Genomic DNA, 26,334 nt, shown 5'->3' with positions numbered 1-26,334 from the left:
TTTTTTATTGGAAAGGAGGTCATGATGGCTTTAATTGAAGGCTTAATCTTAACAACCCGGTCATACCGCGATAATGACCTCCTGGTTCGCGTTTTTACCAAAGAAGAGGGAATCCTCACGGTCATGGCGCGGGGGGCTAAGAAGCCAAAATCAAAGGTAGGCTATGCCTGCCAACCCTATACCTGGTTAATCTTTGATGGCGCTTATCCGAAAAATGGCGCGGGGCTTGGTTTTATGAATGGTGTCCAGGAGAGCAAGTCCTACCGCCATGTAATTCAAGATATCAATGTCAGTGCTTATGCGGCCCTGATTGCCAAGCTCTTAGACTTGGCCTTTGAAGAAAACCAACCGCAAACAAGCTGGTATCAAAAAGCGGTGGCTGGCTTTGAAAAATTAGATGCTGGTATTGATCCACAAATCATTACGAACATCTTTGAATTGCAGTTACTGCCAGCCTTTGGGGTGGCACCCAATTGGCAGGCCGATCCGATTTCTGGGGCGGTAACGGGCGACTTTGATTACTCTGAAAAGTATAACGGCATTATTGATCGGTCACACTTTGATTTAGATGACCATCGATTAAACTTGGAGCCGAAAACTGTCTATTATTTGCGGCAATTTTCAGCAATTGATATTGAGAAAATTTCAAAGGTTACCTTATCCTTGATGACCAAACGCGCGATTCAGCGGGTGATTGATTACCTCTACGACCGTGAACTTGGTTTAAAGCCAAAGGAAAAGGTTTTTATTCAAAAAATGGCTGCCTGGGAAGGACAGCTCGCCATTAAGGCGCGAAAGGGAAAGTCATGAAAAAAATTTTGGTATTGCATACTGGTGGAACGATTGCCATGCATGAGGACGCAAACGGTGACGTTGAACAAGGGGCACAAAATCCGCTGAACGATATCCATTTGGATTTGCCAGAGGTTGAATTAACAACGGAAAACATCTTTAATTTGCCCTCTGAACACATTACGCCCGAAAACATGCTAGCGCTTTATAACCGGCTCAAAAACGCCGAACAGGACTTTGACGGCGTGGTGATTACCCATGGAACGGATACGCTGGAGGAAACGTCTTATTTCTTAGACAATACATTGTCGTTATCAATTCCTATCGTGATGACTGGAGCGATGCGATCATCAAATGAAATTGGATCAGATGGCCTTTATAATTACCAGTCTGCCTTACGAGTCGCTCTTGACGAGCAATCAAGGGGCCGTGGGGTCTTGGTCGTCTTAAACGACGAAATTCATGCAGCTCGCTTTGTAACCAAGACTCACGCAACCAACGTGGCTACCTTTGCTTCACCAATTTCCGGGGCAATGGGTATGGTCAATAAGCGCAAGATTTTATTCTTTTACGACTTACCAGCTAAGCGGACTTATCCAATTAATGCTGTTGATGAGCGAATTCCGGTCATGAAAGCCTATGCCGGGATGGACGGCAGAATTTTGACGCTTCTAGCCGATTCTGGCATTGATGGTATTGTGATTGAGGCCCTTGGGGCTGGTAATTTAGGGGAGGATGCCGCTCGTGGCGTCTTGAAATTATTGGCCGCTGATATTCCGGTCGTGATTGTTTCGCGCTCCTTTAAGGGGATTGCCGAACCGGTCTACGATTACCTCGGTGGTGGTGTCCAACTTGAAAAAGCTGGTGCAATCTTTGCCACGGCCGTCAATGGGCAAAAAGCGCGGTTAAAGTTACTAATCGGCTTAGAAAATCATCTAAAAACGAACGATATAAATGAATTTTTGCATGAATTTTAATAAAAGTCGGACTTAGTCTAGACTAGGGCGAGGAATATTTGCTATAATATTTGTGCACTAGTCGACTGACTAGCCACGTCGTTGTTTTTGTTTTTTCGTGAAAGTAGATGCCCAGGAGAGCTTAAATCATGAATTTTACTGACCAAGACCCATTGATTTTTTCAGCCATTCAACAAGAAGGTGCCCGGCAAAACCGGACCATCGAATTGATTGCCTCTGAAAATTTTGCTTCAGCAGCAGTTCGCGCTGCTCAAGGTTCTGTTTTGACTAACAAGTACGCCGAAGGTTACCCTTACAAGCGTTACTATGGTGGAACAGAATACGTTGATATCGTCGAACAAGCCGCTATTGATCGTTTGAAGGAATTGTTTGGAGCAGAATATGCCAACGTTCAACCACATTCTGGTTCACAAGCGAATGCGGCCGCTTACATGGCTTTCTTGAAGCCTGGCGACACAATTTTGGGAATGGATTTGGATGCCGGGGGTCACTTGACTCACGGTGCCAAGGTTAGTTTTTCTGGTAAGGTCTATCATTCTGAAAGTTATGGTTTGGATCCAAAGACGGAAACATTGGACTACGATGCTATCTTGGCTCAAGCCAAAGAAGTGAAGCCACAGATGATTGTGGCTGGGGCTTCAGCATATTCACGCAAGATTGACTTTAAGAAGTTCCGTAAGATTGCCGATGAAGTCGGTGCTTATTTGATGGTCGACATGGCTCACATCGCTGGTTTGGTGGCCGCTGGCTTGCACCAAAATCCAGTTGGCATTGCGGATGTGGTCACGTCAACGACTCACAAGACATTGCGTGGCCCACGTGGTGGGGTGATTTTGTCACAAGAAAAGTACGCTAAGCAGATTAATTCCGCTATTTTCCCTGGTTCACAGGGTGGTCCTTTGGAACACGTAATCGCTGCCAAGGCAGTTGCTTTCGGTGAAGCGTTGCAACCCGAATTCAAGGATTACGCTAAGCAAATTATCAAGAATGCCCAAGCAATGGTAAAGGTCTTTGAAAAGACGGATGATATCCGTGTTGTGGCCGGTGGTACTGATAACCACTTGTTTAACTTGGATTTGACCAAGACAGAATTGACGGGTAAGGAAACACAAGAATTGTTGGATCGCGTTTCAATCACAACCAACAAGGAAGCCTTGCCAAATGAGCAACGCAGCCCATTCATCACTTCTGGTATCCGAATTGGAACGCCAGCCATCACCACTCGTGGCTTTGATGAAAACGATAGTGCTGAAGTAGCACGCTTGATTGTTGAAGCTATTCACAACCACGCGGATGAAAAGGCTTTGAAGGACATCAAAAAGCAAGCTGAACAGTTGGCAATGGCCCACAAGTTACCATAATGTAAAAATTTGTAATCAAAAAAGCTGCCATGGCAGCTTTTTTAGTTCTCTTAATTTTATATAATAAACAGTGAAAGGAGGCACTTATGCCAGATAAAAAGACGATTCGTAAAGAACAAACTAAAAAATTGCGGGCATTGGATCCGATTGTGAAAGCCGACAACGAGAAAGCGTTGTACGCTAAGTTGTTTCAGACAAGCAGCTGGCAAAAGGCACAATCAGTGGCCGTGACGGCATCGCTTCCTTTCGAGGTCAACACACGGCCAATCATGGAACAAGCCTGGCAGGAAGAAAAGACGGTTCTTTTAGATAAGATTGTCGATGGCCAGATGTTTTTCGTTGAAATCGATGCGAACACTCCGCTCACAACGGGGGACAGCTTTGGCATTTTGGAACCGGAAAGTAACCACGCCGTTGCCAAAGACCAAATTGATTTGGTTTTGGTACCAGGCCTGGCCTTCAGCGATGCTGGTTTGAGAATTGGTTTTGGTGGTGGTTATTATGACCGCTTTTTACAGGACTATCAAGGCGCCAGTGTTAGCTTAGCTTTGCCGGAACAGCGCCGCGCAGATTGGGTGCCTGATCAATTTGACCAGGTTGTCGATCAAGTAATTACAATTGATGAAGTAGACTGAGAATGAGAAGCAAGGAAATTTTTCCTTGCTTTTTTCTTAGGTAAATTTTAAGGGTTTTTGCTTGCTTATACGAACATCTGTTCGTATAATAAAAACAGACTTTTGGAAAGGACAAAGAGCAGATGGCCAAATTACCGGCACCATACCAAAGTGAACAACGGCGCGTGATTTTTTTGATTGACTCAAAAAGCTTTTATGCCAGTGTGGAATGCGTGGAACGGAATTTGAATCCACTGCAGGCGATGCTCGTCGTGATGTCCCACCAAGAAAATGATACTGGGGGACTGGTTCTGGCCTCCTCGCCAATGGCCAAAAAGCGGCTGGGGATTTCCAACGTAACGCGGCAAAAGGACGTGCCTGATGTTCCTGGCCTGATTAAAGCAGAGCCCCGGATGAACCTCTATATTCAAAAAAACTTAGCTATTAATGCTATTTACCAGCAGTATGTCGACGATGACCACTTGCTGCCATATTCGATTGATGAATCAATTTTAGATATGACCGACTTTTGGCATTTGGTAGCTGATTCACCGGCGGCAGCGGCTAGAAAAATTCAAGAGCAGGTCCGCCGAGAAATGGGCATCTACCTTTCTGTTGGCATTGGTGACAGTCCGGCTTTGGCCAAATTAGCTTTGGACTTAGAAGGGAAAAAAGCGCCTAATTTGTTAGCGGTCTGGCATTATGAGGATGTTGCCAAAAAATTATGGCCAATTAGTAATTTGAGTCAGGTCTGGAGCATTGGTAAAAAGACGGCTGCTAAGTTGGAACGCTGGGGCATTCAGACCATGGGGGATTTGGCCCACGCCAATCCTTATCAGCTAAAGGAACGACTGGGGCTAATGGGCGAACAACTCTTTGCCTTAGCTTGGGGAATTGATCGGACGGATTTAACTGAAAAAATTCAGGTGAAAGATAAATCGTATGGTAATTCTCAGGTTTTGCCTGATACGTACTATGATGGCCAGAAAATTCAAGTGGTGATTCAGGAGATGGCCGATCAGGTGGCCAGTCGGCTTAGGTCACACGGCCAACAGGCAAGCCTTGCTTCGCTTTATTTGGGTTATGCCAACCAGGGCATCCAATTTGATACTCGACATGACAATAAGACGGGTTTGCACCAAACAGTTCGAATCGAACCAACCAATCGGACACAAACTTTAATGGCAATCATGAACCAGATTTTTCAAAAGCACTGGACAGGTCAACCAGTTCGCTATATCGGTGTCAGCTTTGCAGGCTTGCAGAGTGAAAAGGTACAAGCCATTTCGCTCTTTGATCCGGTACCGGAAGCAGTGGCCGAAGAGGACCCTGTTGATGCGGTAGTTGACCAAATCCGGCACCGCTTTGGCCCGGCGAGCCTCGTTCGTTCGTTATCCCTCGAAAAGGGGGCAACGGCAATTGCTCGCGCTAACTTGGTTGGTGGCCATAATGGGGGAAATACTTATGAATAATTCTTTTGCTAGTGAAAAAGACTGGCTCAAAACGGTTTCCACCTACTTTGCCCAGGATTATCGGGATCGGGGCAAGGTCAAGTGGAACGGTTTTTTTCTGTCTGACCACACTGCCAAGTTATCTGAACAAAAAAAGGATCAAAAAGTCCTGGAAAAGGCTAGCTGGCAGCCACAAATGGCTTATCATGACATCCAACGGGTTGTTGGTCAAGCGGCGGCTAACCAACAAGAACTGTCCGTGCAACTAAATCAGCAAGATCAAGACGGTCATGTCAGTCCGATAATAACAGGTCGGGTAACGGGCTTTTTTGAGAGCGGCTTTTACCTGGATCAAGTTGCTAAGCTTTGGGATGAAATTCGGTTTGTGGAGGTTCAACATGGAAAACACTGAAATTATTCAAGATTTACTCCGGGCAATTACCCCGTTATTTAAAAAAGTCAAAAATACGACTTATGAGTTACGGGTTGTTGACCAACGCTATGCCGGTCAAGTGAACTTCTTCTTTGAATGGGGGCTAGTCGGACGGTCAACGGTCTCTCGGCAAATTAAAACGGTGCCACGACCACAAATTCAAGATTTAGACGCCCTGTTAAGCATGCTTCAACGCGCCACAACGGTCCGTGTTACCCTCGGCTAAGGCACAAAATGATCGTCTTTTTTCTTTTATTGATTGAAAAATATTCCTCTCTGTCATAAAATCGTAATTGTTTTTACATATTTGTAAGAGAGGGCTATAATGAAGGCATCAAGAAGAGAACAGGAGATGTCTTATGTCAAAGAATACAGTGTCAGCAAGCGTCGCAATGTTAAAGGTGCTTGAAGATTGGGGGGTTAAACACCTCTTTGGCTATCCTGGGGGTTCTTTTAACTCCACTATGGCAGCCCTTGCAGAGCAAAAAGAGCAGATTCAATATATCCAAGTACGCCATGAGCAGGTTGGTGCCTTGGCCGCGGCAGCCGATGCCAAATTAACTGGTAAAGTTGGTGTGGCCTTTGGTTCTGCTGGTCCTGGAGCAACCAATCTCTTAACTGGTTTATATGATGCGAAGGAAGACCACGTGCCAGTGCTTGCCTTAGTCGGTCAAACGCCACGCGCCGTGATGAATTCACACTTCTTTCAGGAATTTAATGAAGACCCAATTTTTGAAGACGTTTCAGTCTATTGCCGGACTGTCATGACGGCGGAGAGTTTGCCACATGTTGTCGATCAGGCCATTCGTGAAGCCTATAAGCACCATGGTGTGGCAACGGTCATTATTCCAAATGACTTAGGCTACGAACAAATTCCAGATATTTCTTATGGATCACATGGTCCAACTGATGAAAAGCCAACACCACAGCCACAACCAACTGATGCAGAAGTTGATCAATTTTTGGCGATGGTCAAGGAAGCTAAGCGACCTGTTATTCACGTCGGTCGCGGTATTCAAGCCGGTGGCGACGTTTTGATTGAGCTTTCAAAGAAGTTGCAAATCCCGCTAGTCATGACTGGTTTGGCTAAGGGGCATGTTGACGAAGATTATGAAGCCAACCTGGGTATGGCGAACCGAGCCGCTTCTAAGTCGGCCGATGAAATTATGGCCAGTGCGGACCTACTGATTGCCATTGGTGCTGACTTCCCATTTGCCAAATTAATTTATACGACTCATCCTTTCAAATTTATTCAAATCGATAACGATCGGACCGAGCTGGGCCGCCACCATAACCTTGACTTAGGTATTTGGTCTGATGCGACCGCCTTTGTAAAGGCCGCCCTTGACCGTAGTGTACCAGCACCAGAATCAGCCTTCTTTAAGGCAGCGGTTGCGGATAAGAAAAATTGGTTTGCCTATCAAAAGCAGTTACAAGATGATAACCACGAACCCTTGCGGGCAGAACCAATCTATAAGGAAATTAATCGGGTCGCTGATCCTGATGCCGTCTTTGCCATTGATATTGGTGACAACATTATTAATTCCTTCCGCCACTTGCATGTGACACCTAAGAACAAGTTTGTCATTTCTGCCATCTTCGCTTCGATGGGTTCAGGGCTACCAGCAGCTTTAGCAGGTCAACTTTCATATCCTGGTCGTCAAGTTTGGAATATCGCCGGTGATGGGGCCTTTTCGATGATCATGCAAGATTTGTTAACCGAAAAGAAGTACAATTTGCCAATTATTAACGTCATCACGGCCAATAAGACCTTGAACTTTATTAAGAGCGAACAGGATGATGTGGCCATGTACCACTCCGGTATTGACCTTGCTGACCAAGACTTTGCCATGATTGCCAAGGGAATGGGGGTCGAATCGGTCACGGTTACAAAGTCCAGTGAATTGCCAGCGGCCTTTGATCAAGCGATTGAGGTTACCAAAGCCGGTCGGCCATTCTTAATCGATGCTAAGATTTCGGCTGCGCGCTCGTTGCCAGTTGAAGAACTGAAGTTGACGCAAACTGACCACGGCATGGAAGAAACACTTAATCCAACCTACAATAGTAACTTTGATTTGAAACAACCAAGTTCAGTTCGCGAGTTTTTGGATTCTTACGACGGACAAAGTCTAAAGACATTGCCTGAATTCTTCGATGAATATGGGGTTGAATGGTAAACTTATAAGCTAACTTATAAAATAGTCGTTTTTATAACGGCTATTTTATTTTTTATTATTCTTTTTGCGTTCTTGTCTTGAATCGGTGTAAAATAAACGCCAAAGGAGCGTGAAGATGGCAACACTTGTTTTATTACGGCACGGACAAAGCGAATGGAACGAAGCAAACCGTTTTAACGGTTGGATTGATACCTATTTATCTGAAACTGGTAAAAAACAAGCAGAGCAGGCTGGCCGGCAATTAGCAGAAACAGGGCTGCGCTTTGATGCTGCTTATAGTTCTGTTTTAAGTCGAACAATCATGACCATTAACCGTTTATTAGACGAAATGGGACAATCTTACATTCCATTGACCAAGTCATGGCGGTTAAATGAACGTCATTATGGTATTTTACAAGGCGAAAATAAGGATGAGATGCGGGCTCAATACGGCCATGATCAGGTTCAGACCTGGCGTCGGTCTTATTCGGTTTTGCCGCCAAAGCAACCGGCGTTCAGCCCAGCGGTAACGATTAATGGGCAAAGTTATCCGGCCTTTGATCGTCGCTATGCAAATGTTGCCTTTGGTCTTTTACCACGAACTGAAAATATTCATAGTACAGAAGAACGAGTTCGACCACTTTTTGAAGGGGAAATCATTCCCCGCCTTCAGGCCGGTCAAAATGTTTTGATTGTGGCGCATGGAACATCAGTGCGGGCGTTAACCAAGCTCATTGAACAGCTGACGCCAGACGAGGTGACAAAGGTTGAAATTCCAAATGGGCAGCCGATTCGCTATGATTTTGCGGACAATTTGTCTACCTACCAGAAAACATTTTTAAAATAATCTGTTACGAAAGGCGACTAGAAAGTAGTCGTCTTTTTCTTTGGAAAAATCGACTAGACCAGTTTGTATTCGAAGGTTAAAAAGTGCATAATAAAGTTAGTAAATCATTCATTTCACTGGCAAAGGAGGTAGCATTCATGGCAAAAATACTCGTAATTGGTGCTCACGGTAAGATTGGACAGCTACTAGTAAAAGAATTAGACCAAGCAGGTCATAAGGTAGTCGCTGGTTTTCGAAAAGAAGACCAACTGTCAACAGTTACTGGACTAAAAAACGTTGAACCAATCTTGTCTGATCTCGACCAGACGCCTGAAGAAATGGCTGCTGTGATGACAAAAAATGATGTTAAACGGGTCGTCTTTACTGCCGGAGCCGGAGGCAAAGGCGGTGTTGAGCGTACAATGGCCGTTGATTTAGACGGCGCGATTAAGTCGATGCAAGCTGCCCGTCAAGCAAATATTAGTCGTTACATCATGGTTTCAGCTGCCGGCGCTGATGACCGCAAGCGCTGGGTGGCTTCAAATTTGTATTGGTATTTCATGGCCAAGCATTATGCTGATTTGTACTTAAAGAACTCTGGCTTGCCATATACGATTGTTCGACCAACGGCTTTGCTTGATGAGCCAGCCTCCGGCAAGGGATCACTGTTGGTTGACTTTGAGAAGGGGCCGCTGTCCATTTCTCGGGCCGACGTGAGCCGTTTTCTGTTTTCAGTCTTAAAAAATCCTGAGGCAATCGGCGAAGTCTATGACTTAACGAGCGGTGACCAACCAATTGATCAATTAATTTGACGGAACAACCATCAGCAACAAATAATTAGAAAAAGATGATAAAAAGATTGACATTTGCTCATAATATAGTAAACTACGGTCAACAGATAAAAAAAGAGGCAATCATAAGAAGCGTCCTTAACCGAGAAATTCAAAGAGAGCGTTGGTTTGGTGGAACAGCGTGGTTTCTGGTTAAATGAGACTATCTTTCTTTAGCTAGTGAACCGAAGCCTAGTAAGTTTCACTCGGCCGCAACCGTTACCTTGCCAACGTATCGCCTCTAAGGCTGTACGTGTGAGGTTGAGGGTGTGTCAGGTCAAATGGACCGCGTTCAATAGATATAAGGTGGTACCGCGCATTTGCGCCCTTAATTTCGAAATTTATTTCGGCATTAAGGGCTTTTTTTGTTTGTAACAGGAAACGAGAGGAGTTGAATCAAGTGTTGTTAGTGTAATCCAAGAGAAGATGCTGAAAGGAGCATTTCATGACAGAATTTAATGACCAACTTGCACCCGAAAGTGCAGAAGCAAAACTGGCTCAGGCGCTCTACCGTGCCTATCAAAACAAAGAACCATTAACGATGGCAGACTGGACTGATAAGGTTCAAGATGAACCCACTGCCTACAAGGTTCAGCACGAATTAATGAAACTAAAGGGGCAGCCACTAGGCGGCTACAAAGTTAGCCTAACGAGTGAGCAAACCCAAAAAATGTTTGATTCTACCGAACCACTTTATGGTGCCCAAGTTCAAAGCCACTTTGTTCAGTCACCGGTGACTTTGGCATTAAAGACTGATTTGATGGATCCATTGGCTGAGGTTGAATTGGTTTTTAAGGCTAAAGAAGATCTGTCAGTTGATGATTTGCTTGAGGATTTACGCAAAAAAACACTGGTTTCTGCTGGAGTCGAAGTGCCCGACGCCCGCTTTTCGGACTGGTTCCTTGAATTGAGCAAGTATTTGGTAGTTGCTGATGCAGCTGTTGGTGGCTTTGTCGTCTATGGTGAAGAACGAGAAAGTCAGTCCCTAACCGAGGAAGACTTTGCCAAGGTCACAGCGAAGTTGAGCCATGATGGTCACAAAGTGGCGGAGGGGGACTCAGGTGAAGTCTTAGGTAATCCACTCAAGTCTTTGCAGTGGCTAGTCAAGAAGTTGGCTGAAGACGGCGTGACGCTAAAAGCAGGGCAACGCGTTTCTTCTGGTACTTTTTTGTTGCCGCCACACCTAACGGCCGGTGAGTGGACTGCTAGCTTTAGTCATGGCTTCCCGGATGTGAAATTGACCGTTTTCAAATAAAGGATTGCTAAGCTTGTCAGTAATCAGTTATAATATTTTTCGGGGAGTCCGTGTAACGGTCTGAGAGGAAGATATGATCTTCGACCCATTGACCTGATACGGATAATGCCGTCGTAGGAATCATGATTGATTTTTAGTGAGCATCTGTATTTTTTTGATACGGGTGCTTTTTACTTTGAAAGGAGAAGAAAACGATTTTCGCGGGTACAACAGCCGCGACGGACGAAGGGGAGCGCCTTTAGTCTTGAAAAACAGCGATGGGAAGCCGTGTTCCGGTGTGAGAGGAGGCCAGTAAGCCTCGACCGACCTTCCAAAGGCAAATTGATTGGCCAAGTTGCTGGCAATCAGTTGCTTTGAACCACACGATTGCGGGGAAGCGGCGCTGTTTTGTCGTTTTCCAATTTATTTCAAAGGAGCGTTTTCGAATGAAAACACGTACGAAAATTTCAACGAAGAAGTTGATTGTGACAGCTTTGCTAGCGGCCTTGGCCTATGTATTGAACAGTTTTGTTCATTTTCCAGCTATGGCGCCGTTTCAACACTTTGTTGATGTTTTGGCTGCTGTCTTGGTTGGACCTTGGTATGGCTTTGCTAGCGCCTTAATTTGCGGCATTTTACGAATGCTGTCGGGCCGCACAATTCAGGCTGTCACTGGAGCCATTTTTGGCCCAGTCCTAGGCGGACTAATTTATCGCAAAACCCATAACCTTTACCTGGTTTTTGTTGGTGAAGTAATTGGAACTGGAATTTTTGGCGCTCTGTCATCATATCCATTAATGAAAATTTTCTATGGTCTCGATGTCAAAGAGTGGTACTATTTCATTCCATATTACACGCCGGCTGCGATTGTTGGGGCCGGAATGGGTTTGGCCGTCCTCTTATTCTTCAGACGATCAGGTCTGTTAAAGAAAATGACACAGAGCCTAAATTAAGGCGAATTTGAAGGAGAAAAAATGAGTGCAAGTATTGCAATTCAGGTTTTACCAGCAGCAGAAAATGATCAGGAACTGATTCGGATTGTTGACGAGGTGATTGCCTATATCGCCAGTACGGGACTGCGTTACGAGGTCGGCCCATTTGAAACGACCATTGAGGGCGATGATTACGACCAGCTAATGATGATTGCTAAAGAGTGTCAACACGTAGCAGTGCGAGCCGGTGCTCAAAAGGTATCTGCGTATATCAAAGTCGCTTATCAGCCAGAGGGTGAAATTTTAACTATCGACCAAAAAATTGGTAAATACCAAAATAAAAAGCACTAACAAGGACTGTTAGTACTTCATTTAAAAAAGCTTTGGCAAACAAGGCTTTTTTTATTTTAAAATTTTTTCTAGTGCGGGCAAGTCAACAACTTCTTGAGTAGCTTTGATGTCTGCTGGCGCCTGTTTTTTGTTTGGGTTGATCCAAATGGTATCGAGATGGAAAGATTGTCCGCCCAAGATATCAGATGTCAGGCCATCCCCAATCATCACCGTATTTTCGGTCGTCATTGCTGGATTATCGTTGAAGATTCGTTCAAAAAAGGCCACATCCGGTTTGGAAGCACCAATCATTTCTGAGGTGTAGATTTGATCAAAGTACTGGTCCAATCCCGTTTCCTTCAAACGTAACCGTTGGGTTGCATCCTGCCCATTGGTACCAGCAATTATCGTATACTTTTCCTTCAAATGTGCAAGTAAATCGCTAGCATAGGGGATTAGTCGGTAGTTGTGATCACGCATGTCGGCGTAATCCTTTTCCAATTGATCAGCATCGCCGCTGACTTGAAGAGCTTCAATGGTTTTGGCAAAACGGGTATCAAAAATTTCCTGTCGTGGAATTTCGTCTAATTCATAGCGGTGCCAAAGATCGTGGTTAATCTCTTGATAGGTGACCAAGGCATCGTCTAGACGATTGTCGGCTATGCCAAGTTCGTCAGCAAATAGCTGACGAATCCCGGCAATCTCGCCCCCGGTAAAGTCTAACAATGTGTCATCCAAATCAAAAATTAAGTACTGATACATGCGCAAGTTTCTCCTAATCCTGAAAAAAATGTTTTTACATCATGGCTAATATTTTGCGCTATTTAGTACTAAAATACAAATTTAATTTGAAATCCTTGTCGATACCGGTTGCCGTACGGTTGGTTTCTTTTGAATGAGGACCACGCTAACAATTAGTAGGATGCCGAGCAACTCCACCAAGCCCATTTGTTGGCCTAAAAAGATGATTGAGAAGACCGTAGCGGTTAGTGGTTCAAATGACCCCAACATCTGGCTAAGGGTCGCTGATAGGTATTTGAGACTGCTAATGTAAAAGAGGCAGGCTAAAAGCGTCCCAACCAAGATGACAAAGAAGACGTTAGTCCATTCCCAACTGGTTAATTGCTGTAGGGTGTTATGGCGACTCAGACAAACCGGCAAAAGCGGAATGCCTCCAAGAAACATGCCCCAGCCAACCACGATGGTGGCGGGGAATTGTTTCAGAAGTGGTTTTGGCAAGATACTATAGGCGACTTGACCTACTCCGGATAGAATGCCCCAAAAAATCGCCAACGTCGAGATGGCTAACATGGCCAGATTACCATTAGTGATTAAGAAAATGGTGCCGATAAAGCTCAAACTAATCGTGATGATTTCAATCATTTGGGGCCGGTGGTGCTGAAATAAAATCATAAAAAAGAGGGTAAAGGTCGGGCTCAAAAATTGCAGGGCAGCTGCTGCGGCAACGTTCCCGTAGTTAATCGATAAAAAGTAGGATAACTGCGAGGGTAAAAAGCCAAACATGCTAAAGAGTAATAATCGTTTGCGGCTGGCCGGATCCCGCCATATTTGCCAGAAGGCTTGTCGATTTTTGGGATTCAAATAAGCAATGACCAGTGCTAAAAAGCCGGCAACAAAAAGGCGCAGACCGACTAAGCAAACAGGCGAAATGCTCTGATGGCTAAATAAAAATTGGCTGGAAACGCCACTAATTCCCCAGCAAGAAGCGCCTAAAACCGCCAGTAGAATACCAATATTTTTTTTAGAATTGTTCATGGACTCGTACCTCTTTTAATTAATATACGGCAAGAAGAGGTATAATTAAAATGAATGATTTTTATATTAATATGAGGAATTGTTATGAATAAATTCTTAGCGTTAAAAATTGTCTTGGAACAGCAAAGCGTTACCAAAGCGGCCCGAATTCTTGGCTATACCCAGCCTGCCATCACGCGAATGCTCAATAGCCTCGAAACTGAATTTGGCTTCCAGCTTTTAATCAAAAATCACAATCAGATTCTTTTAACACCTGCTGGGAAGAAAATCTTTCTAATCATTAACCAACTGATTAATGATTACCAGGCATTGGAAGAGCAAAAACGAGAAATTCAAGGGGAAAGTATTGTCATTAAAATTGCGACGATTCCAAGCATTTCCCAGCAGTGGCTGCCTAAGCTATTAGCCCGTTTTCAACAGGAAAATCCGGGAGTCGAATTTTCAATTATTCAAGGTGATGGCACGAGTATTCCTAATTGGATTGAAAATGGTGATGCCGATATCGGATTTGTAAACGGTGATATCGTGGCCCATGGCTTAACGATACAAAAGCAGGTGCTCAAACTGATTTTGCCAGACAATCTCGCCCAGGAATTTGATGAAACAAAGCCTGTCCCTTTGTCAGCATTGGCCGACTACGACTATATTTTGCTGGAAGAGGGCCTGTATAGTGAATCAATGGCCGAATTTGAGAAAAGCGGCGTGCAGCCAAAGATGAAATTACGACTCCATGATAGTTTCTCGACAATTTTGATGGTCGAGCAGGGGCTCGGTTATACCATCATGCCAATGGATGCCGAAACGGAAAAGCTTTATCAGATCAAGTCTTTTAATACCAAGCCAGAAATCAGCCGAACAATCAGCTTAATTCAAAAGAATGACGGTCTATTAACCAATAGCGCGAAGAATTTCATCAACTTTGTCCAAAAAAATGCCGATCAGCTGTAAGCTATTGCTCCAGTTACAAAAAGGCCGGTTAGCGCTAACAGTAAGTGCCAAATGTCCGAGCCACAAACATGACTCTTGCCACTGCCCAAAACCGCATTAACCAGGATTATTTCTTGAAAAGTTCAAGAATGTTGCTAAAATTTAATATTTTTCCCTTGATTCTTCTCTGAAAAAAGGTGTTTAATGTAGAGGCATTGTTTTTGTTCAAATCATAACGAGTAAAAGAGGAGTTCATCATGAAAATTAAACGAGTTCACCTCGTTGGAATTGCATTAGTGCTGATTGTCTCGCTAGTGGCTCAGTTCCTCAGCCGGTACTTACCACAATTAGGGGCTGAAAGTTTGGCCATGATTATTGGAATCATCTTGGGAAATACGATTTTTGCTAATGCCCGCTATGCAGCAGGGGTCAAGTGGTCGGAAAAGTACCCAATTGAAATTGGAATCGCCTTACTGGGTTCGACTTTGACCTTTAAGACCCTGTCCAAATTAGGACTGAATGGAATTGCTTTCATCATTATTAACATGATTTTGGTTATTACCATCGTCTTTGTCCTCGGTAAGTACCTATTCAAGGTCGATGATAATAGTACGATGTTGATGGGGGCTGGGAACGCAGTCTGTGGATCCAGTGCAATTGCTGCAGTGGCGCCGGTCATTAAGGCGAAGGACGACGACCGTCGGACAGCCGTTGCGACAGTTTCCTTAACTGGAATGTTGCTTTTGCTGACTTTACCAACGCTGTCACACTTTTTCTTTGGTAATAATGACTTGCTGCGGGGGGCTTTGGTTGGTGGAACCGTCCAATCCGTCGGTCAGGTGGTTGGAACCGCAGCCCTAATTAATAGCAATGTCGTGACTTTCGCCACACTGTTCAAGTTGCTTCGAGTGATTATGCTGGTTTTCGTCGTGCTGCTCTTTGCTTATTTGGCCAAGCGTCGTGATGCCAAAGACCTGGCAACAACAGAGGAGAAGGCTAAAGTGACGATTCTGCCTTGGTACATCATCGTCTTTGCCATTCTTTTGGTCATAAATTCGTTGGCCACACTGCCGACACCAGTTCACCAAGTGAGCCATACAATCAGTACTTTCTTTGGTATCGTCAACTTGGCTGCCATCGGTCTTAACTTGAAGTGGACTGTAATTAAAAAGAGTGGGGTTAAATTCTTGAGTTTCGGCTTCCTTGTTGGCGCCACTCAAGTGATTTTGGCAATTGCTTTAATCAAAATTTTCTTTTAAAATATCTCCCTTACAAATGTGGACCTGCACAGCTGCAGGTCCATTTTTTATGTGATAAAATAAAGACATCAAGGGCATATGCAGGCGAAACCCATATCAAATTGCCGTCGAAAAAAGGAGGCTTTTTTGATGCGCATTAATGTTTTGCAACATACCCCAAACGAAGGACCAGGCAGCATTGCCTTATGGTCACAAACGCATGGTCACGAAATGACCGTTTATCATCCGGCCCAGTTTAATGGCGTCTTGCCAAGTGTTGCCGATACCGACTTGTTAGTCATTTTAGGTGGCCCGATGAGCCCAAACGATGACCTGGATTGGATTAAGGAAGAACGGACGTTAATCCTTGAGATGCTGGCAGCCAAAAAGCCAATTTACGGTGCCTGCTACGGTGCCCAACAAATTGCCAAAGCACTTGGTGCTAAAGTTTTAGATGCACCGGCGAAAGAGGTTGGTTGGGCTCAGGTTACAAAGGAAAGTGATCGAATCCCAGGCTTACCGGAGACGCTGGTTGGCTTGCATTGGCATGAACAAATGTTTGAAATTCCTGACAGGGCCGAATTGCTCTTCAGTACGGATTTGGTCAAAAACCAAGGTTTTGTCTTTGATAACGTCATTGGTTTGCAATTCCACTTTGAACCAATGGCCGATAATGTCCGCGAGATGGTGGCTAACGATGGGGCATATGCGGCCGACCCGGCTAATGCTTTGCACCAAAGTGGGCAGGATATCTTAGCGCACGGTGTTCCCAGTGAAAATCAAAAAATCATGTTTACACTCTTAGATTATTTAGTCCAAGAAAGTAAATAAACAGTAAAAAAGGCTGCATCCTAATTTTGAGGATGCAACCTTTTTTCTTTCATCATTAGTCGTCAACAACAACGATATGAATTAACTTATCGTAACCAGATTCTTCGTCTGCTTCTGTTACCCGCAATGGGCCAGCAATCAAACGGGTCAAGGCGATTAGAATCAATGTTCCAATAATTACCAAGACCAATGTAATCAAAATAGCTAGTACTTGATGACCAAGCAAAGTCCAGCTACCTTCGATCAACCCTTTGGCACCACCTGAAAGGCTTTGACTAGCGAAGACACCAGTCAAGAGGGCACCAACAGTTCCACCGATTCCGTGAATACCAAAGGCATCCAATGTATCGTCATAACCAAAGAAGTTCTTGATGGCAGTGATGCTGACAAAGCCAAGTACACCGGCAATCAATCCCATTACGATTGAAGCCCAAGGTTGAACGTAACCAGCGGCAGGGGTGATGGCAACCAAACCTGCTAGGGCACCAGTTACCAGACCATCAACAGTGACTTTCTTTTGAATTTGGTAAGCAATGGCTGCCCATGACAATACAGCAGCAGAAGAAGCAAACCATGAGTTAACCAAGGCAACAATTGCTTGGTTGTTAGCTGCTAAGGCTGAACCTGAGTTGAAGCCAAACCAACCAACCCAAAGCAAGAAGCCACCAACCAAAACAAAGGTAGGGTTCGTCTTGTTTGGTTTCCGGCTCTTACGAGGGCCAAGGACCAATGCCAAGACCAAACCAGTAACACCAGAAGAAATGTGAACAACCGTTCCACCGGCAAAGTCAATTGCACCGAGCTTGGCAATGAAACCATTGTCCCAAACCATGTGTGCTAATGGTGCATAAATGAAGAGTAACCACAATGTCAGGAATACTAACATATCCTTCAAACGCATCCGACCAACAACAGAACCAGTAATAATGGCTACCGTGATGATTGGGAACATTCCTTGGAAGATTGCAAATGCACCATCAGGAATTGTTAGGCCGCGGGTTGAGCCCGATAGCGAAACATGGTTCATTCCCCAAAAATGGAGGTTTCCAATGAAAGAACCTGATCCACCAAAGGCAAGGCTATAACCTAACAATCCCCAAACAACTGTTGCCAGACCAATTATCAAAACTGACAAGCCAACAGTATGCAATGAGTTCTTCTTGTCACCAAGACCTGCGTAAAATAATCCTAATCCAGGAGTCATGATCCAAACCAAAACGGCTGAAGTCAAGACCCATGCAATACTACCACTATCCATCTTTCATCCTCCACTGAGTCCCTGTTTTCTTTTTATTACAGTCATAATCATACCGCCTGTTTCAGCTATACCAATTTAATTTGGTAGCTTTTCTGACATCAAATGTATGTTTTACTAACAAAAACAGAGTATATTCATCAACAAATATTCGGAAATACTATAAAAGTTAGCTAGCGACCGAATACGCTAGCCAGTACGAAGGACAAAAGGAGTTCTCATGTTTGAAATTGTTGATGACTATATTCGCCGTGACCCTGCTTTAAAACATCGTTATCAAGTAATTTTTTTCCATACTGGTTACCGAGCTTTGCGGGCCTACCGTCAAAGTCACTATTTATGGCAGCATGGCCATCTATTCTTAGCACAGCTGTTAGCTAACCGCAGTAAAAGACGAACAGGAATCGATATTCATCCCGGTGCAACCATTGGTCAGCACTTGGTCATTGATCACGGTGTCAATGTGGTCATTGGTGAAGAAACAGTCATCGGCAACGACGTGACAATCTATCAGGGCGTTACTTTAGGTGCTCGTTGTGCAGTTAAAGATGGCATTCGTCGTCATCCAACGATTGGTGACCGTGTTTTAATTGGGGCAGGGGCCAAGATCATCGGCAATATTCATGTGGGACCCGATAGTAAAGTTGGTGCTAATGCAGTCGTCTTGCAGGATATTTTGGCTGGGCAGACAGTCGTTGGTATTCCGGCACGGGTGGTTAGCTGAGTAACATCCTATTAAACTACTTAAACAGCAAAGAATTTTGCTGTTTTTTACTGTCCTCATTTGACTTTCAATTACCCAGTCTGATGGTTTCCTGGTATAATTAATTAAAATCATCTAAGGAAAATCAGCATGACCGATTGGCAAAAAATTGTAATCAAAGTAGGAACAAGTACGATCGTGACGGAAGAGGGACGGGTTAACTATCCAGTGATTAACCGTCTGGCTCAAACACTCTCGACTCTTCAAAAAGAAGGGCACCAAGTACTTTTAGTGACGTCAGGCGCCATCGGGGTGGCTTTGGATCAAATGGATTTGCCAGCCCGACCAAAAGAAATTCCGAAGCAACAGGCCTTGGCCGCGATTGGGCAGGGTTATTTGATGTCGACTTACCATCAAAGCTTTGCCTTCTACAAACAAATGGTGGGACAGGTCTTGCTAACCTATGACGTCTTTGACAATCCCGCGATGTTAGCTAATACCAAAAATGCCATTGAGACTTTATTTGCTGAACACGTCATTCCAATTATTAATGAAAATGATGTAATTGCCGTTGATGAGCTGGATCACCAACACTCATTTGGTGACAATGACCGCTTAGCTGCTCTAGTTGCCAATGAAATTCAGGCGGATGGGCTGATTATTTTAAGCGACGTCGATGCTTTGTATACGGCTAATCCTAATTTGGATCCAACAGCTCAGCCAATTCACCGTGTTAAACAAATTACTGATGAAATTCGCAGCAGCGCAACCGGATCAACTTCAGGCCTGGGTACTGGCGGGATGAGCACTAAGCTGGCAGCCGCCGACTTTACGATGGCTCACCATAGTAAAATGGCGCTGATCAACGGTAACGACCCGGCTAATATTTTACAAATTATTTCCGGTGAACCAATTGGGACTCTTTTTCAAGGACAAAAATCATGACAAAACTGAAATTAATTGGACAAAATGCTAAAAAGGCGACACTCGAGGTAGCTAACCTGACAATCGAAAAACGAAATACAGTCCTGGTAGCGATGGCCCAAGCTTTAAAAGACAATTGGCAGACAATTAATACCGCTAACCAAGCGGATTTAGCGGCAGCAACCGAACTATCCGGTTCAATGCGCAATCGTTTGACGCTTGATCAAGCAACCATTGAAGGGATTGCCGAGTCTTTGGCTGCCGTTTCGGATTTGAAAGACCCTTTGGCTGGGCCTTATGAAAATTGGCAGCATCCAACTGGCTTTAAGATTGTTAAGAAAACTGTGCCATTGGGCGTTGTCGCCATGGTCTATGAAGCCCGCCCAAACGTTACGGTCGATGCAGCTGCTCTGACGCTAAAGTCAGGTAATGCTGTGATTTTGCGCGGTGGTAAGGAAGCAATTCATTCAAACCAAGCGCTAGCAGAAGTTCTTCGTCAAGTCTTGGTTGAGCAAGGATTGAACCCCGATATTATTCAATTGATACAAGACACTAGCCACGATTCCGTCAATGAATTGTTGCATATGCGCGACTACATTGACGTTTTGATTCCCCGCGGTTCGGCCAAGTTTATCGACTTTGTCGTAGCCAACGCCACCGTACCAGTGATTGAGACTGGGGCAGGGAATACTCATATTTTTGTAGACGAAAGCGCTGTGCAAAATCAAGCAATTGACGTAATCGTCAATGCAAAAACACAAAAGCCAGCGGTCTGCAATGCAGCCGAAAAGCTTTTGGTTCATGAAAAGATTGCAGCTGAATTTTTGCCTAAAATTGTGCAAGCTTTGACAAATGCTGGTGTTGAGCTGCGTGGTGATACCGCTACCCGTGCAATTAGTCCCAGTGTCAAAGAAGCTAGCGCAGCAGACTGGGACACCGAATATAATGATTTGATTATGGCCATTAAGGTTGTGAAAGACACTGATGAAGCGATTAGCTGGATTAACGAGCATACCACCCATCATTCTGAAACGATTTTGAGCGAAGACGCTGACCATGTGGCTCAATTTATGAATATGGTCGATGCTGCTGTTGTCTATCAAAACGTTTCGAGTCGGTTTACGGACGGCTTTGAATTTGGCTTTGGAGCAGAAATTGGAATCTCAACCCAAAAGCTCCATGCTCGCGGACCAATGGGCTTGCCAGCCTTAACTACTATTAAGTATGAAGTCTTTGGCGACGGTCAAACAAGGCATTAATTTTAAAAATAGTCTTTTTAGGCTATTTTTTTATTTTATTTAGAAAATAGTCCGAATAGGTGTAAACTGTGTTTATGCAAAAAATGAGACTTCAATTCAATTTCACCCAAGTCTGGACGATCATCAATGGCTTATTGGTTGGACTAGTGGCAGGACTAGTCGTCGCCAGCTTCCGTTTCAGTATTGAACACCTGCTTTTACTCTGGCAGCATATGTATACATATATGCGAACAGGTCATCAAGGGCTAGTATTCATCGCCTTGCTGATTAATCTTATCTTTGGCATCTTCATTAGCCAGCTAATCAAGCAGCAGCCGCAAATTTCTGGATCTGGGATTCCACAAGTTGAAGGACAGTTGCTGGGCGAACTACATTTGAACGCCTTTGCCATTCTCTGGCGCAAGTTTGTAGCTGGTATTTTAGCCATCGGTTCTGGTTTAATGCTTGGACGAGAGGGGCCATCGATTCAACTGGGGGCAACCGTCGGTCAAAGCATAGCCGAAACCTTCAAGCTCGATGAGCAAAATACCAAAAGCCTAATTGCGACCGGGGCTGCTTCAGGCCTCGCGGCAGCCTTTAATGCTCCTTTAGCAGGGGTGATGTTTGTGCTAGAAGAAATTTATCATAGTTTTTCGCCCTTTATTTGGGTCGGGGCACTGACTGGTGCCGTCACGGCCGATGCCGTTTCCACCATTGTTTTTGGTCAAACACCGGTCTTAGCTGTTGGCCAATTGCCAAACATCCCGGTTCACCTCTATGGCTTATTACTAATTTTAGGTCTGGTATTAGGGCTCTTTGGCTTCTTCTATCAGAAAGTTCTCCTAGCCAGTCAGACCCTTTATCGCTATACCCGCTTACCCAAGTATCTTAATGGCCTAATTCCATTAGTGTTAGTTGTTCCACTTGGCTTTATTTGGACAGCAGGTCTTGGTGGTGGTAATCAAATTATCCTTGGCCTTGGCCACCACGTTCCAGGCCTCTGGTTCTTATTGTTAATGGTCGTCGCCCGATTTGTTTTTTCAATGATTAGCTACGGTTCCGGTCTCCCGGGTGGGATTTTTTTACCAATCCTAACCCTAGGCGCCTTGAACGGGGCGATGATTGGCCAGGTATTTGTGCTCTTGCATTGGATGGCGGCCACCTATTTGATTGACTTTATCGTAATTGGGATGGCTGCTTACTTTGCCGCGATTGGAAAGGCACCATTCACCGCCATTATCTTGATTGTTGAAATGGTGGGTTCCGTCACGCACGTTTTGCCGCTGGCCTTGGTCAGCTTAGTGGCCTATGCCGTTGTCGATGGTCTAAATGGCGCACCAATTTACGAATCATTACTCAATCGACTCTTAGCAAATGAAGAAGAGGTGGGACAGCAGGACTTCATTACGATTGAATTACCAGTCCTAGCCGGGACCACTTTGGCCGACCATTCCATTCGTGCCATCAACTGGCCCAAACAGACTATCGTCATAATGGTTCACCGTGGTCGGCAAGAGTTACTGGCAAATGGGGACTTGCTATTGCGACCGGGGGACACGATTTTTCTTCGCGTACCAAAAGAGGACAGTAAAAAAATTCACGATCAATTACAAGTAGCAGACTAAGAGGAAAACGGCGAAGGCCGTTTTTTTGTTATAATAAATCATTAATTAGACTAGAAAGTGGGGCAGGGCATGCACTATCAGAAAATCTTAGTAACCGGTGGCGCAGGGTTCATTGGCAGTAATTTTGTCCGAGAAGTACTGCAAAAAGAGCAGCAAGTTCAGATTACCGTCCTCGACAAAATGACCTATGCCGCTAATCCTGCTAACTTGGCAGGGCTGCCGTCAGACCGGTTTCGATTAGTAGTGGGCGACATTTGTGATGCTGATCTTGTTGACCAGCTTATTAGTCAAAGTGACGCCGTGATTAATTTTGCAGCAGAAAGTCACAATGATCGGTCTTTAGCCAATCCGACGCCGTTTTTATCAACCAATATTATTGGAACTTATACTTTATTAGAGGCAGTACGCCAATACCAGGTTCGCTATCATCACGTTTCGACGGATGAGGTCTACGGTGATTTGCCAATTGAATCAAATGAGCAATTTACAGAACAATCAGCGTATCAACCATCCTCACCATACTCAGCGACCAAAGCCAGCTCCGACTTATTAGTCAAGGCTTGGGTCCGTTCTTTTGGCATCAATGCCACAATATCAAACTCATCCAACAACTATGGCCCTTATCAACACGTTGAAAAGCTAATTCCGAGAACCATCACGAATATTTTAGCTGGCCAACGACCCAAGGTTTATGGTTCGGGCCAACAAGTTCGCGACTGGCTCCATGTAGCTGACCACGTCCGTGGCTTGATTGCTGCCTTAGAGAGAGGGCAAGCGGGTCAAACGTATCTTTTTGGCGCTAACACCGAAAGAAATAATCAGAGTGTTATTGAGGAAATTCTTCGACAAATGGGTCATCCGACGGACTGGCTAGACCACGTTGCCGACCGGCCGGGACATGATCAGCGCTATGCCTTGAATGCTGAAAGGACAAAGCAAGAGTTAGGCTGGACACCCATTATGACTGATTTTTCAGCGGGACTAGCAGAAACGATTTCCTGGTATCGAAGTCATTCGGATTGGTGGGCTAGCAGTAAAAAGGTTACCGAGACAAAGTATCAAAGTAAGTTTCAGTCAGCAGACAATCAGTGAAACACTAAAAAATTATCCACTAAAAGGATTTTTTAGTGTTTTTTTAATACAAAACAGCTATAATTTAATTGATAATGTTCGTCTTTATTTAGATATAAGGGAACGTTCTGTTTCAAATGTTTCGTTTTATCCCGAATAATGAAGAGAAAAAGTGAATATTATCGGCTTATTCTTTCTTTTCACTCATTTCATTTTTTCTTATAAGAAATATTTATTTTCGTCGCAGCTTTTACAGTTAATATTAAGTCACTCGCGAAAGAAATTTGGAGGAGCAGAAAAATGGATAAGATTGTAGACGCACTAGCAGTACTAAAAAAAGGTCAGCCCGTGATTGTGGTCGACAATGAAGATCGTGAAAACGAGGGTGACTTGATTGCCCTAGGTGAAAATATCACGGCAGAAACCGTTAACTTTATGGTTACCAAGGCTCGTGGCTTGCTTTGTGCACCAATGGCTCCTGAATTAGCTGAAAAGTACGGCCTAAAGCAGATGGTCGCTGATAATCACGAGACAAATCAGACAGCCTTTACTGTATCGCTTGATGGTGAACATGTATCAACTGGCGTGACGACAGGTGTTTCTGCCTTTGATCGTGCCACTACTATTAAGCAATTGGCCTTAGCTGATGCCAGCGAAAAGGACTTTGTCCATCCTGGTCATACTTTTCCCTTAGTTGCCAAAGCAGGTGGGGTACTAGAACGAAATGGTCACACAGAAGCGGGCGTTGATTTAGCTAAATTAGCCGGTACTGCCCCAATCGCCGCCATTATTGAAATTCTTTTACCAGATGGTCACATGGCGCGGCAAAATGACTTGGTTCAGTTAGCAAAAGAATGGCAATTGCCAATGATTAGTATTGAAGAGTTACAAGCATACTTACGTGAGCAAGCAGCTGAAGAAGTGGAACAAATCGCAGAATAACGAAAAAGAGGAAATCACGGTGCCAAGAGATGTCTTTGCAGAAGTTCAACATTTAGGAGCAATGATTCGCGAACTACGAGAAGGCCGAACTATGTCCGTAAATGACTTAGCTGTAGCGACCGGTTTGTCGACAAGTGTGATTTCCAAATTTGAACGGGGACAAACAGACGTCCATTTGAGCACCGCCATTCAGCTATTAAGTTATATGGGTTTGACCCTAGAGGATGTTTACTTAGCCAATATTTTTAACGGCTTTTCAATGATTGATTGGGCGGAAAAGGCTTATCGCTTTGCCGATAATCGCCAAGTATTAGAGCGAATTTTAACAGAACTCGAAGCCAAAAAGCACCTATTACAACACGAGCAAGCCCTAGCTGACATTCTCTTATTGCTACTTGGTGAACAAACCAAGTGCACTGAAAATCTCGTCGATTACTTTGAAAATTTAGATTCCGTTTTGAGCTTTGATGCCTACTTAGCTTTACTAGCCAAACCATATTTGCCCACTTGGCTAATCCAACATATCGGTAAAAGGCTAGGGAACGAGGCAAGTCAACGGTCACCAATTGTTCAAATTGCCTGGGAACACTACCATCAGACCGCTTTTTAAAATGAAATTTGTTTCCACTTTGCTAATATAAAATAAAGAAGCCCCGTCAGAACGACAGAGCTTCTTTTTTCTACTACCAAGTAAATTCTTCGGCATACATTTGCCCATTTCCAATACCATTTTTCTTCAAAACCCGTTTCCAATAGCGAATCATTGGGGCCGGACCAGAAATCAGAAAGATGGTGTTATTTGGTAAGTCGTGCAATTTATGGTTTAAGACATCATCTTCAGAATAGCGACCAATCTGATAATGCAAATCAAAGTTATCACGTTGGTGCCAATCCTTTAACTGATTCAAATAAATTAAGTCGTGGTCGTAATGAGCCGAATAGAACAACGAAATTTGACGGTTTGGAGAGCCTTCTGCAATCGAAAGCAATGGCGTCACGCCGATTCCACCGGCAATCATGACAATGTGCTGGTTTTGATCATTATCTTCTAGGAAGGAATGATAACGGCCGTAACCGCCAATTAATTTGACTGGTGCCCCTGGCTCAATTTCTGAAAGCAACTTTGTGAAGTCACCATCCCCACGGACAGCCAACTTAATATGCTGGCTATCGTCACTAGGCGGATTGACGATGGAAAATGGATGATATTCTTTGAGGCCCTGTAAAGTAGGGAAGGAGATAAAGACAAAATCGCCCATTCGCAAATTTAATTGATGATGTTGCTGTGGCGTAATCGTTAGTTCTTGCACATTTGGCGCTAATACCTCATTTGTCGTGACGGTTCCTCTAGTATTACCCAATTGGCTACGAACCTTACTCATCACGTAGCTAATCAATACGATGCCGCTGTAGAGATAAAAGACAAACATAAAAGGGTGAATCGAGGTAACATAGCTAATTAATTGAACGTGAATAAATCCTAATAGGGTAGCGATTAAATTTAAACGATGCAGCCAAACGGATAATTCATGTTTAAAAATGGCAGATTGTAAAATTAAACCGAACACCTTGCATAAAAAAACTGCAGAGACTTTAATGGTAATTGACTAAAATCAACCATAAAGGATCTGCAGCTTATGTCTTCTAGTTTATCAGCTCACGAACGTTCTGTCATTGAAACAATGATCAAACTTAATCATTCAACTCGAGAAATAGCCCGTTTCTTAAAGCGTTCTCCTGCAACTATTACCTACGAGTTAAATCGAATTAAACCATACAATGCACAACAGGCTCATCATTTAGCCCAGTGTAATCGGCACAAACACGGTCGCCATCCGACCCTGACACCTGAAATATCAGCTTTTTTG

At 44.2% G+C, this 26,334-nt stretch carries 28 protein-coding genes and 1 riboswitch; of the genes, 24 read left to right on the top strand and 4 right to left on the bottom strand.

The window, feature by feature from the left end; genetic code table 11:
* Positions 1-24: 24 nt before the first annotated feature.
* The 13 genes from recO to BLW39_RS00080 all read left to right on the top strand — a co-directional run bounded on the left by recO (position 25) and on the right by BLW39_RS00080 (position 11,957).
* Positions 25-810 carry a DNA repair protein RecO gene (recO, locus tag BLW39_RS00140; protein WP_059375274.1) on the top strand — a complete coding sequence of 262 codons (786 nt, stop codon included), beginning with the start codon at positions 25-27 and terminating at the stop codon, positions 808-810.
* Positions 807-1,769, top strand: a complete 963-nt coding sequence (locus BLW39_RS00135) for an asparaginase (RefSeq protein ID WP_059375140.1) — start codon at positions 807-809, stop codon at positions 1,767-1,769. The genes recO and BLW39_RS00135 overlap by 4 nt, the downstream gene beginning before the upstream one ends.
* A gap of 128 nt (positions 1,770-1,897) precedes the next feature.
* Complete coding sequence (gene glyA / locus BLW39_RS00130; RefSeq protein ID WP_059375138.1) at positions 1,898-3,130, top strand: serine hydroxymethyltransferase; 1,233 nt, start codon at positions 1,898-1,900, stop codon at positions 3,128-3,130.
* An 86-nt stretch (positions 3,131-3,216) separates the two neighbouring features.
* Entirely contained in the window at positions 3,217-3,765 is a 549-nt protein-coding gene (locus BLW39_RS00125) for a 5-formyltetrahydrofolate cyclo-ligase (protein WP_059375135.1), read from the top strand.
* 122 nt (positions 3,766-3,887) lie between these two features.
* On the top strand, positions 3,888-5,216 hold the full coding sequence (locus tag BLW39_RS00120) for a Y-family DNA polymerase (RefSeq protein ID WP_059375131.1): 1,329 nt from the start codon (positions 3,888-3,890) through the stop codon (positions 5,214-5,216).
* The gene (locus BLW39_RS00115) at positions 5,209-5,607 is read left to right on the top strand and encodes a hypothetical protein (protein ID WP_059375122.1); all 399 of its coding nucleotides are present in this window, start codon (positions 5,209-5,211) and stop codon (positions 5,605-5,607) included. Before BLW39_RS00120 ends, BLW39_RS00115 begins: the two co-directional genes overlap by 8 nt.
* The gene (locus BLW39_RS00110) at positions 5,594-5,854 is read left to right on the top strand and encodes a hypothetical protein (protein ID WP_059375116.1); all 261 of its coding nucleotides are present in this window, start codon (positions 5,594-5,596) and stop codon (positions 5,852-5,854) included. The genes BLW39_RS00115 and BLW39_RS00110 overlap by 14 nt, the downstream gene beginning before the upstream one ends.
* 133 nt (positions 5,855-5,987) lie before the next feature.
* A complete protein-coding gene (spxB, locus tag BLW39_RS00105) occupies positions 5,988-7,805 on the top strand; it encodes a pyruvate oxidase (protein WP_059375113.1) in 1,818 nt (605 codons plus the stop codon).
* Between the two features lie 115 nt (positions 7,806-7,920).
* Positions 7,921-8,631, top strand: a complete 711-nt coding sequence (locus BLW39_RS00100) for a 2,3-bisphosphoglycerate-dependent phosphoglycerate mutase (protein ID WP_059375111.1) — start codon at positions 7,921-7,923, stop codon at positions 8,629-8,631.
* A 137-nt stretch (positions 8,632-8,768) separates the two neighbouring features.
* Positions 8,769-9,422 (top strand): SDR family oxidoreductase, encoded by a 654-nt coding sequence (locus BLW39_RS00095; protein WP_059375108.1) that lies wholly within the window; start codon positions 8,769-8,771, stop codon positions 9,420-9,422.
* A gap of 463 nt (positions 9,423-9,885) precedes the next feature.
* Positions 9,886-10,695 (top strand): 2-keto-4-pentenoate hydratase, encoded by an 810-nt coding sequence (locus tag BLW39_RS00090; protein WP_059375104.1) that lies wholly within the window; start codon positions 9,886-9,888, stop codon positions 10,693-10,695.
* A 30-nt stretch (positions 10,696-10,725) separates the two neighbouring features.
* Positions 10,726-10,833, top strand: a riboswitch (TPP riboswitch).
* A gap of 287 nt (positions 10,834-11,120) precedes the next feature.
* The gene (thiW, locus tag BLW39_RS00085; RefSeq protein ID WP_059375098.1) at positions 11,121-11,627 is read left to right on the top strand and encodes an energy coupling factor transporter S component ThiW; all 507 of its coding nucleotides are present in this window, start codon (positions 11,121-11,123) and stop codon (positions 11,625-11,627) included.
* A gap of 21 nt (positions 11,628-11,648) precedes the next feature.
* On the top strand, positions 11,649-11,957 hold the full coding sequence (locus tag BLW39_RS00080; protein ID WP_059375093.1) for a thiamine-binding protein: 309 nt from the start codon (positions 11,649-11,651) through the stop codon (positions 11,955-11,957).
* Between the two features lie 51 nt (positions 11,958-12,008).
* On the opposite strand, the gene BLW39_RS00075 is transcribed toward BLW39_RS00080, so the two are convergent.
* A complete protein-coding gene (locus BLW39_RS00075; RefSeq protein ID WP_059375090.1) occupies positions 12,009-12,698 on the bottom strand; it encodes a YjjG family noncanonical pyrimidine nucleotidase in 690 nt (229 codons plus the stop codon).
* 81 nt (positions 12,699-12,779) lie between these two features.
* Positions 12,780-13,712, bottom strand: coding sequence for a DMT family transporter (locus tag BLW39_RS00070; protein WP_059375087.1), 933 nt, complete (start codon positions 13,710-13,712; stop codon positions 12,780-12,782).
* An 84-nt stretch (positions 13,713-13,796) separates the two neighbouring features.
* Between BLW39_RS00070 and BLW39_RS00065 the strand changes: the two genes are divergently transcribed.
* The 3 genes from BLW39_RS00065 (at position 13,797) to BLW39_RS00055 (ending at position 16,708) form a co-directional block, all read left to right on the top strand.
* Positions 13,797-14,660: a LysR family transcriptional regulator gene (locus BLW39_RS00065; protein WP_059375086.1), complete on the top strand. Its 864-nt coding sequence runs from the start codon at positions 13,797-13,799 to the stop codon at positions 14,658-14,660.
* A gap of 236 nt (positions 14,661-14,896) precedes the next feature.
* A complete protein-coding gene (locus tag BLW39_RS00060) occupies positions 14,897-15,898 on the top strand; it encodes a YeiH family protein (protein WP_059375083.1) in 1,002 nt (333 codons plus the stop codon).
* Positions 15,899-16,027: 129 nt separating this feature from the next.
* Positions 16,028-16,708 carry a type 1 glutamine amidotransferase gene (locus BLW39_RS00055; RefSeq protein ID WP_059375081.1) on the top strand — a complete coding sequence of 227 codons (681 nt, stop codon included), beginning with the start codon at positions 16,028-16,030 and terminating at the stop codon, positions 16,706-16,708.
* A gap of 55 nt (positions 16,709-16,763) precedes the next feature.
* On the opposite strand, the gene BLW39_RS00050 is transcribed toward BLW39_RS00055, so the two are convergent.
* Complete coding sequence (locus BLW39_RS00050) at positions 16,764-17,966, bottom strand: ammonium transporter (RefSeq protein ID WP_059375077.1); 1,203 nt, start codon at positions 17,964-17,966, stop codon at positions 16,764-16,766.
* A 217-nt stretch (positions 17,967-18,183) separates the two neighbouring features.
* Here BLW39_RS00050 and epsC point away from each other — a divergent pair, with 217 nt between their 5' ends.
* The 7 genes from epsC (at position 18,184) to BLW39_RS00015 (ending at position 25,076) form a co-directional block, all read left to right on the top strand.
* Positions 18,184-18,687 carry a serine O-acetyltransferase EpsC gene (epsC, locus tag BLW39_RS00045; protein ID WP_059375075.1) on the top strand — a complete coding sequence of 168 codons (504 nt, stop codon included), beginning with the start codon at positions 18,184-18,186 and terminating at the stop codon, positions 18,685-18,687.
* Positions 18,688-18,816: 129 nt separating this feature from the next.
* Positions 18,817-19,611, top strand: coding sequence for a glutamate 5-kinase (gene proB / locus BLW39_RS00040; protein WP_059375072.1), 795 nt, complete (start codon positions 18,817-18,819; stop codon positions 19,609-19,611).
* Positions 19,608-20,849, top strand: a complete 1,242-nt coding sequence (locus BLW39_RS00035) for a glutamate-5-semialdehyde dehydrogenase (RefSeq protein WP_179948143.1) — start codon at positions 19,608-19,610, stop codon at positions 20,847-20,849. Before proB ends, BLW39_RS00035 begins: the two co-directional genes overlap by 4 nt.
* A 74-nt stretch (positions 20,850-20,923) precedes the next feature.
* Entirely contained in the window at positions 20,924-22,453 is a 1,530-nt protein-coding gene (locus BLW39_RS00030) for a ClC family H(+)/Cl(-) exchange transporter (RefSeq protein WP_059375065.1), read from the top strand.
* A 69-nt stretch (positions 22,454-22,522) separates the two neighbouring features.
* Positions 22,523-23,545 carry a dTDP-glucose 4,6-dehydratase gene (rfbB, locus tag BLW39_RS00025; RefSeq protein ID WP_059375063.1) on the top strand — a complete coding sequence of 341 codons (1,023 nt, stop codon included), beginning with the start codon at positions 22,523-22,525 and terminating at the stop codon, positions 23,543-23,545.
* A gap of 279 nt (positions 23,546-23,824) precedes the next feature.
* Positions 23,825-24,466, top strand: a complete 642-nt coding sequence (gene ribB, locus BLW39_RS00020; protein WP_059375059.1) for a 3,4-dihydroxy-2-butanone-4-phosphate synthase — start codon at positions 23,825-23,827, stop codon at positions 24,464-24,466.
* Positions 24,426-25,076, top strand: coding sequence for a helix-turn-helix domain-containing protein (locus BLW39_RS00015; RefSeq protein WP_148666466.1), 651 nt, complete (start codon positions 24,426-24,428; stop codon positions 25,074-25,076). Before ribB ends, BLW39_RS00015 begins: the two co-directional genes overlap by 41 nt.
* Positions 25,077-25,149: 73 nt before the next feature.
* On the opposite strand, the gene BLW39_RS00010 is transcribed toward BLW39_RS00015, so the two are convergent.
* On the bottom strand, positions 25,150-25,848 hold the full coding sequence (locus BLW39_RS00010; protein ID WP_074717642.1) for an FAD-binding oxidoreductase: 699 nt from the start codon (positions 25,846-25,848) through the stop codon (positions 25,150-25,152).
* Positions 25,849-26,103: 255 nt separating this feature from the next.
* Here BLW39_RS00010 and BLW39_RS00005 point away from each other — a divergent pair.
* A partial coding sequence (locus BLW39_RS00005) for a helix-turn-helix domain-containing protein (protein ID WP_143404242.1) occupies positions 26,104-26,334 on the top strand: 231 nt, incomplete at its 3' end.

Source organism: Fructobacillus pseudoficulneus, from assembly GCF_900108455.1.
GTDB classification, from domain to species: Bacteria; Bacillota; Bacilli; order Lactobacillales; family Lactobacillaceae; genus Fructobacillus; species Fructobacillus pseudoficulneus.
Note: the sequence above shows the minus strand (reverse complement) of the source record. Positions and strands in the feature narration are given on the sequence as shown.

Coding starts and splice junctions, on each gene's coding strand:
- BLW39_RS00090 (WP_059375104.1), top strand. CDS start 9,886: ATGACAGAATTTAATGACCAACTTGCACCCGAAAGTGCAGAAGCAAAA.
- rfbB (WP_059375063.1), top strand. CDS start 22,523: ATGCACTATCAGAAAATCTTAGTAACCGGTGGCGCAGGGTTCATTGGC.
- BLW39_RS00075 (WP_059375090.1), bottom strand. CDS start 12,698: ATGTATCAGTACTTAATTTTTGATTTGGATGACACATTGTTAGACTTT.
- BLW39_RS00010 (WP_074717642.1), bottom strand. CDS start 25,848: ATGAGTAAGGTTCGTAGCCAATTGGGTAATACTAGAGGAACCGTCACG.
- BLW39_RS00050 (WP_059375077.1), bottom strand. CDS start 17,966: ATGGATAGTGGTAGTATTGCATGGGTCTTGACTTCAGCCGTTTTGGTT.
- BLW39_RS00125 (WP_059375135.1), top strand. CDS start 3,217: ATGCCAGATAAAAAGACGATTCGTAAAGAACAAACTAAAAAATTGCGG.
- BLW39_RS00100 (WP_059375111.1), top strand. CDS start 7,921: ATGGCAACACTTGTTTTATTACGGCACGGACAAAGCGAATGGAACGAA.
- BLW39_RS00080 (WP_059375093.1), top strand. CDS start 11,649: ATGAGTGCAAGTATTGCAATTCAGGTTTTACCAGCAGCAGAAAATGAT.
- BLW39_RS00055 (WP_059375081.1), top strand. CDS start 16,028: ATGCGCATTAATGTTTTGCAACATACCCCAAACGAAGGACCAGGCAGC.
- BLW39_RS00035 (WP_179948143.1), top strand. CDS start 19,608: ATGACAAAACTGAAATTAATTGGACAAAATGCTAAAAAGGCGACACTC.
- recO (WP_059375274.1), top strand. CDS start 25: ATGGCTTTAATTGAAGGCTTAATCTTAACAACCCGGTCATACCGCGAT.
- glyA (WP_059375138.1), top strand. CDS start 1,898: ATGAATTTTACTGACCAAGACCCATTGATTTTTTCAGCCATTCAACAA.
- thiW (WP_059375098.1), top strand. CDS start 11,121: ATGAAAACACGTACGAAAATTTCAACGAAGAAGTTGATTGTGACAGCT.
- proB (WP_059375072.1), top strand. CDS start 18,817: ATGACCGATTGGCAAAAAATTGTAATCAAAGTAGGAACAAGTACGATC.
- spxB (WP_059375113.1), top strand. CDS start 5,988: ATGTCAAAGAATACAGTGTCAGCAAGCGTCGCAATGTTAAAGGTGCTT.
- ribB (WP_059375059.1), top strand. CDS start 23,825: ATGGATAAGATTGTAGACGCACTAGCAGTACTAAAAAAAGGTCAGCCC.
- BLW39_RS00060 (WP_059375083.1), top strand. CDS start 14,897: ATGAAAATTAAACGAGTTCACCTCGTTGGAATTGCATTAGTGCTGATT.
- BLW39_RS00115 (WP_059375122.1), top strand. CDS start 5,209: ATGAATAATTCTTTTGCTAGTGAAAAAGACTGGCTCAAAACGGTTTCC.
- BLW39_RS00030 (WP_059375065.1), top strand. CDS start 20,924: ATGCAAAAAATGAGACTTCAATTCAATTTCACCCAAGTCTGGACGATC.
- BLW39_RS00095 (WP_059375108.1), top strand. CDS start 8,769: ATGGCAAAAATACTCGTAATTGGTGCTCACGGTAAGATTGGACAGCTA.
- epsC (WP_059375075.1), top strand. CDS start 18,184: ATGTTTGAAATTGTTGATGACTATATTCGCCGTGACCCTGCTTTAAAA.
- BLW39_RS00065 (WP_059375086.1), top strand. CDS start 13,797: ATGAATAAATTCTTAGCGTTAAAAATTGTCTTGGAACAGCAAAGCGTT.
- BLW39_RS00070 (WP_059375087.1), bottom strand. CDS start 13,712: ATGAACAATTCTAAAAAAAATATTGGTATTCTACTGGCGGTTTTAGGC.
- BLW39_RS00110 (WP_059375116.1), top strand. CDS start 5,594: ATGGAAAACACTGAAATTATTCAAGATTTACTCCGGGCAATTACCCCG.
- BLW39_RS00120 (WP_059375131.1), top strand. CDS start 3,888: ATGGCCAAATTACCGGCACCATACCAAAGTGAACAACGGCGCGTGATT.
- BLW39_RS00135 (WP_059375140.1), top strand. CDS start 807: ATGAAAAAAATTTTGGTATTGCATACTGGTGGAACGATTGCCATGCAT.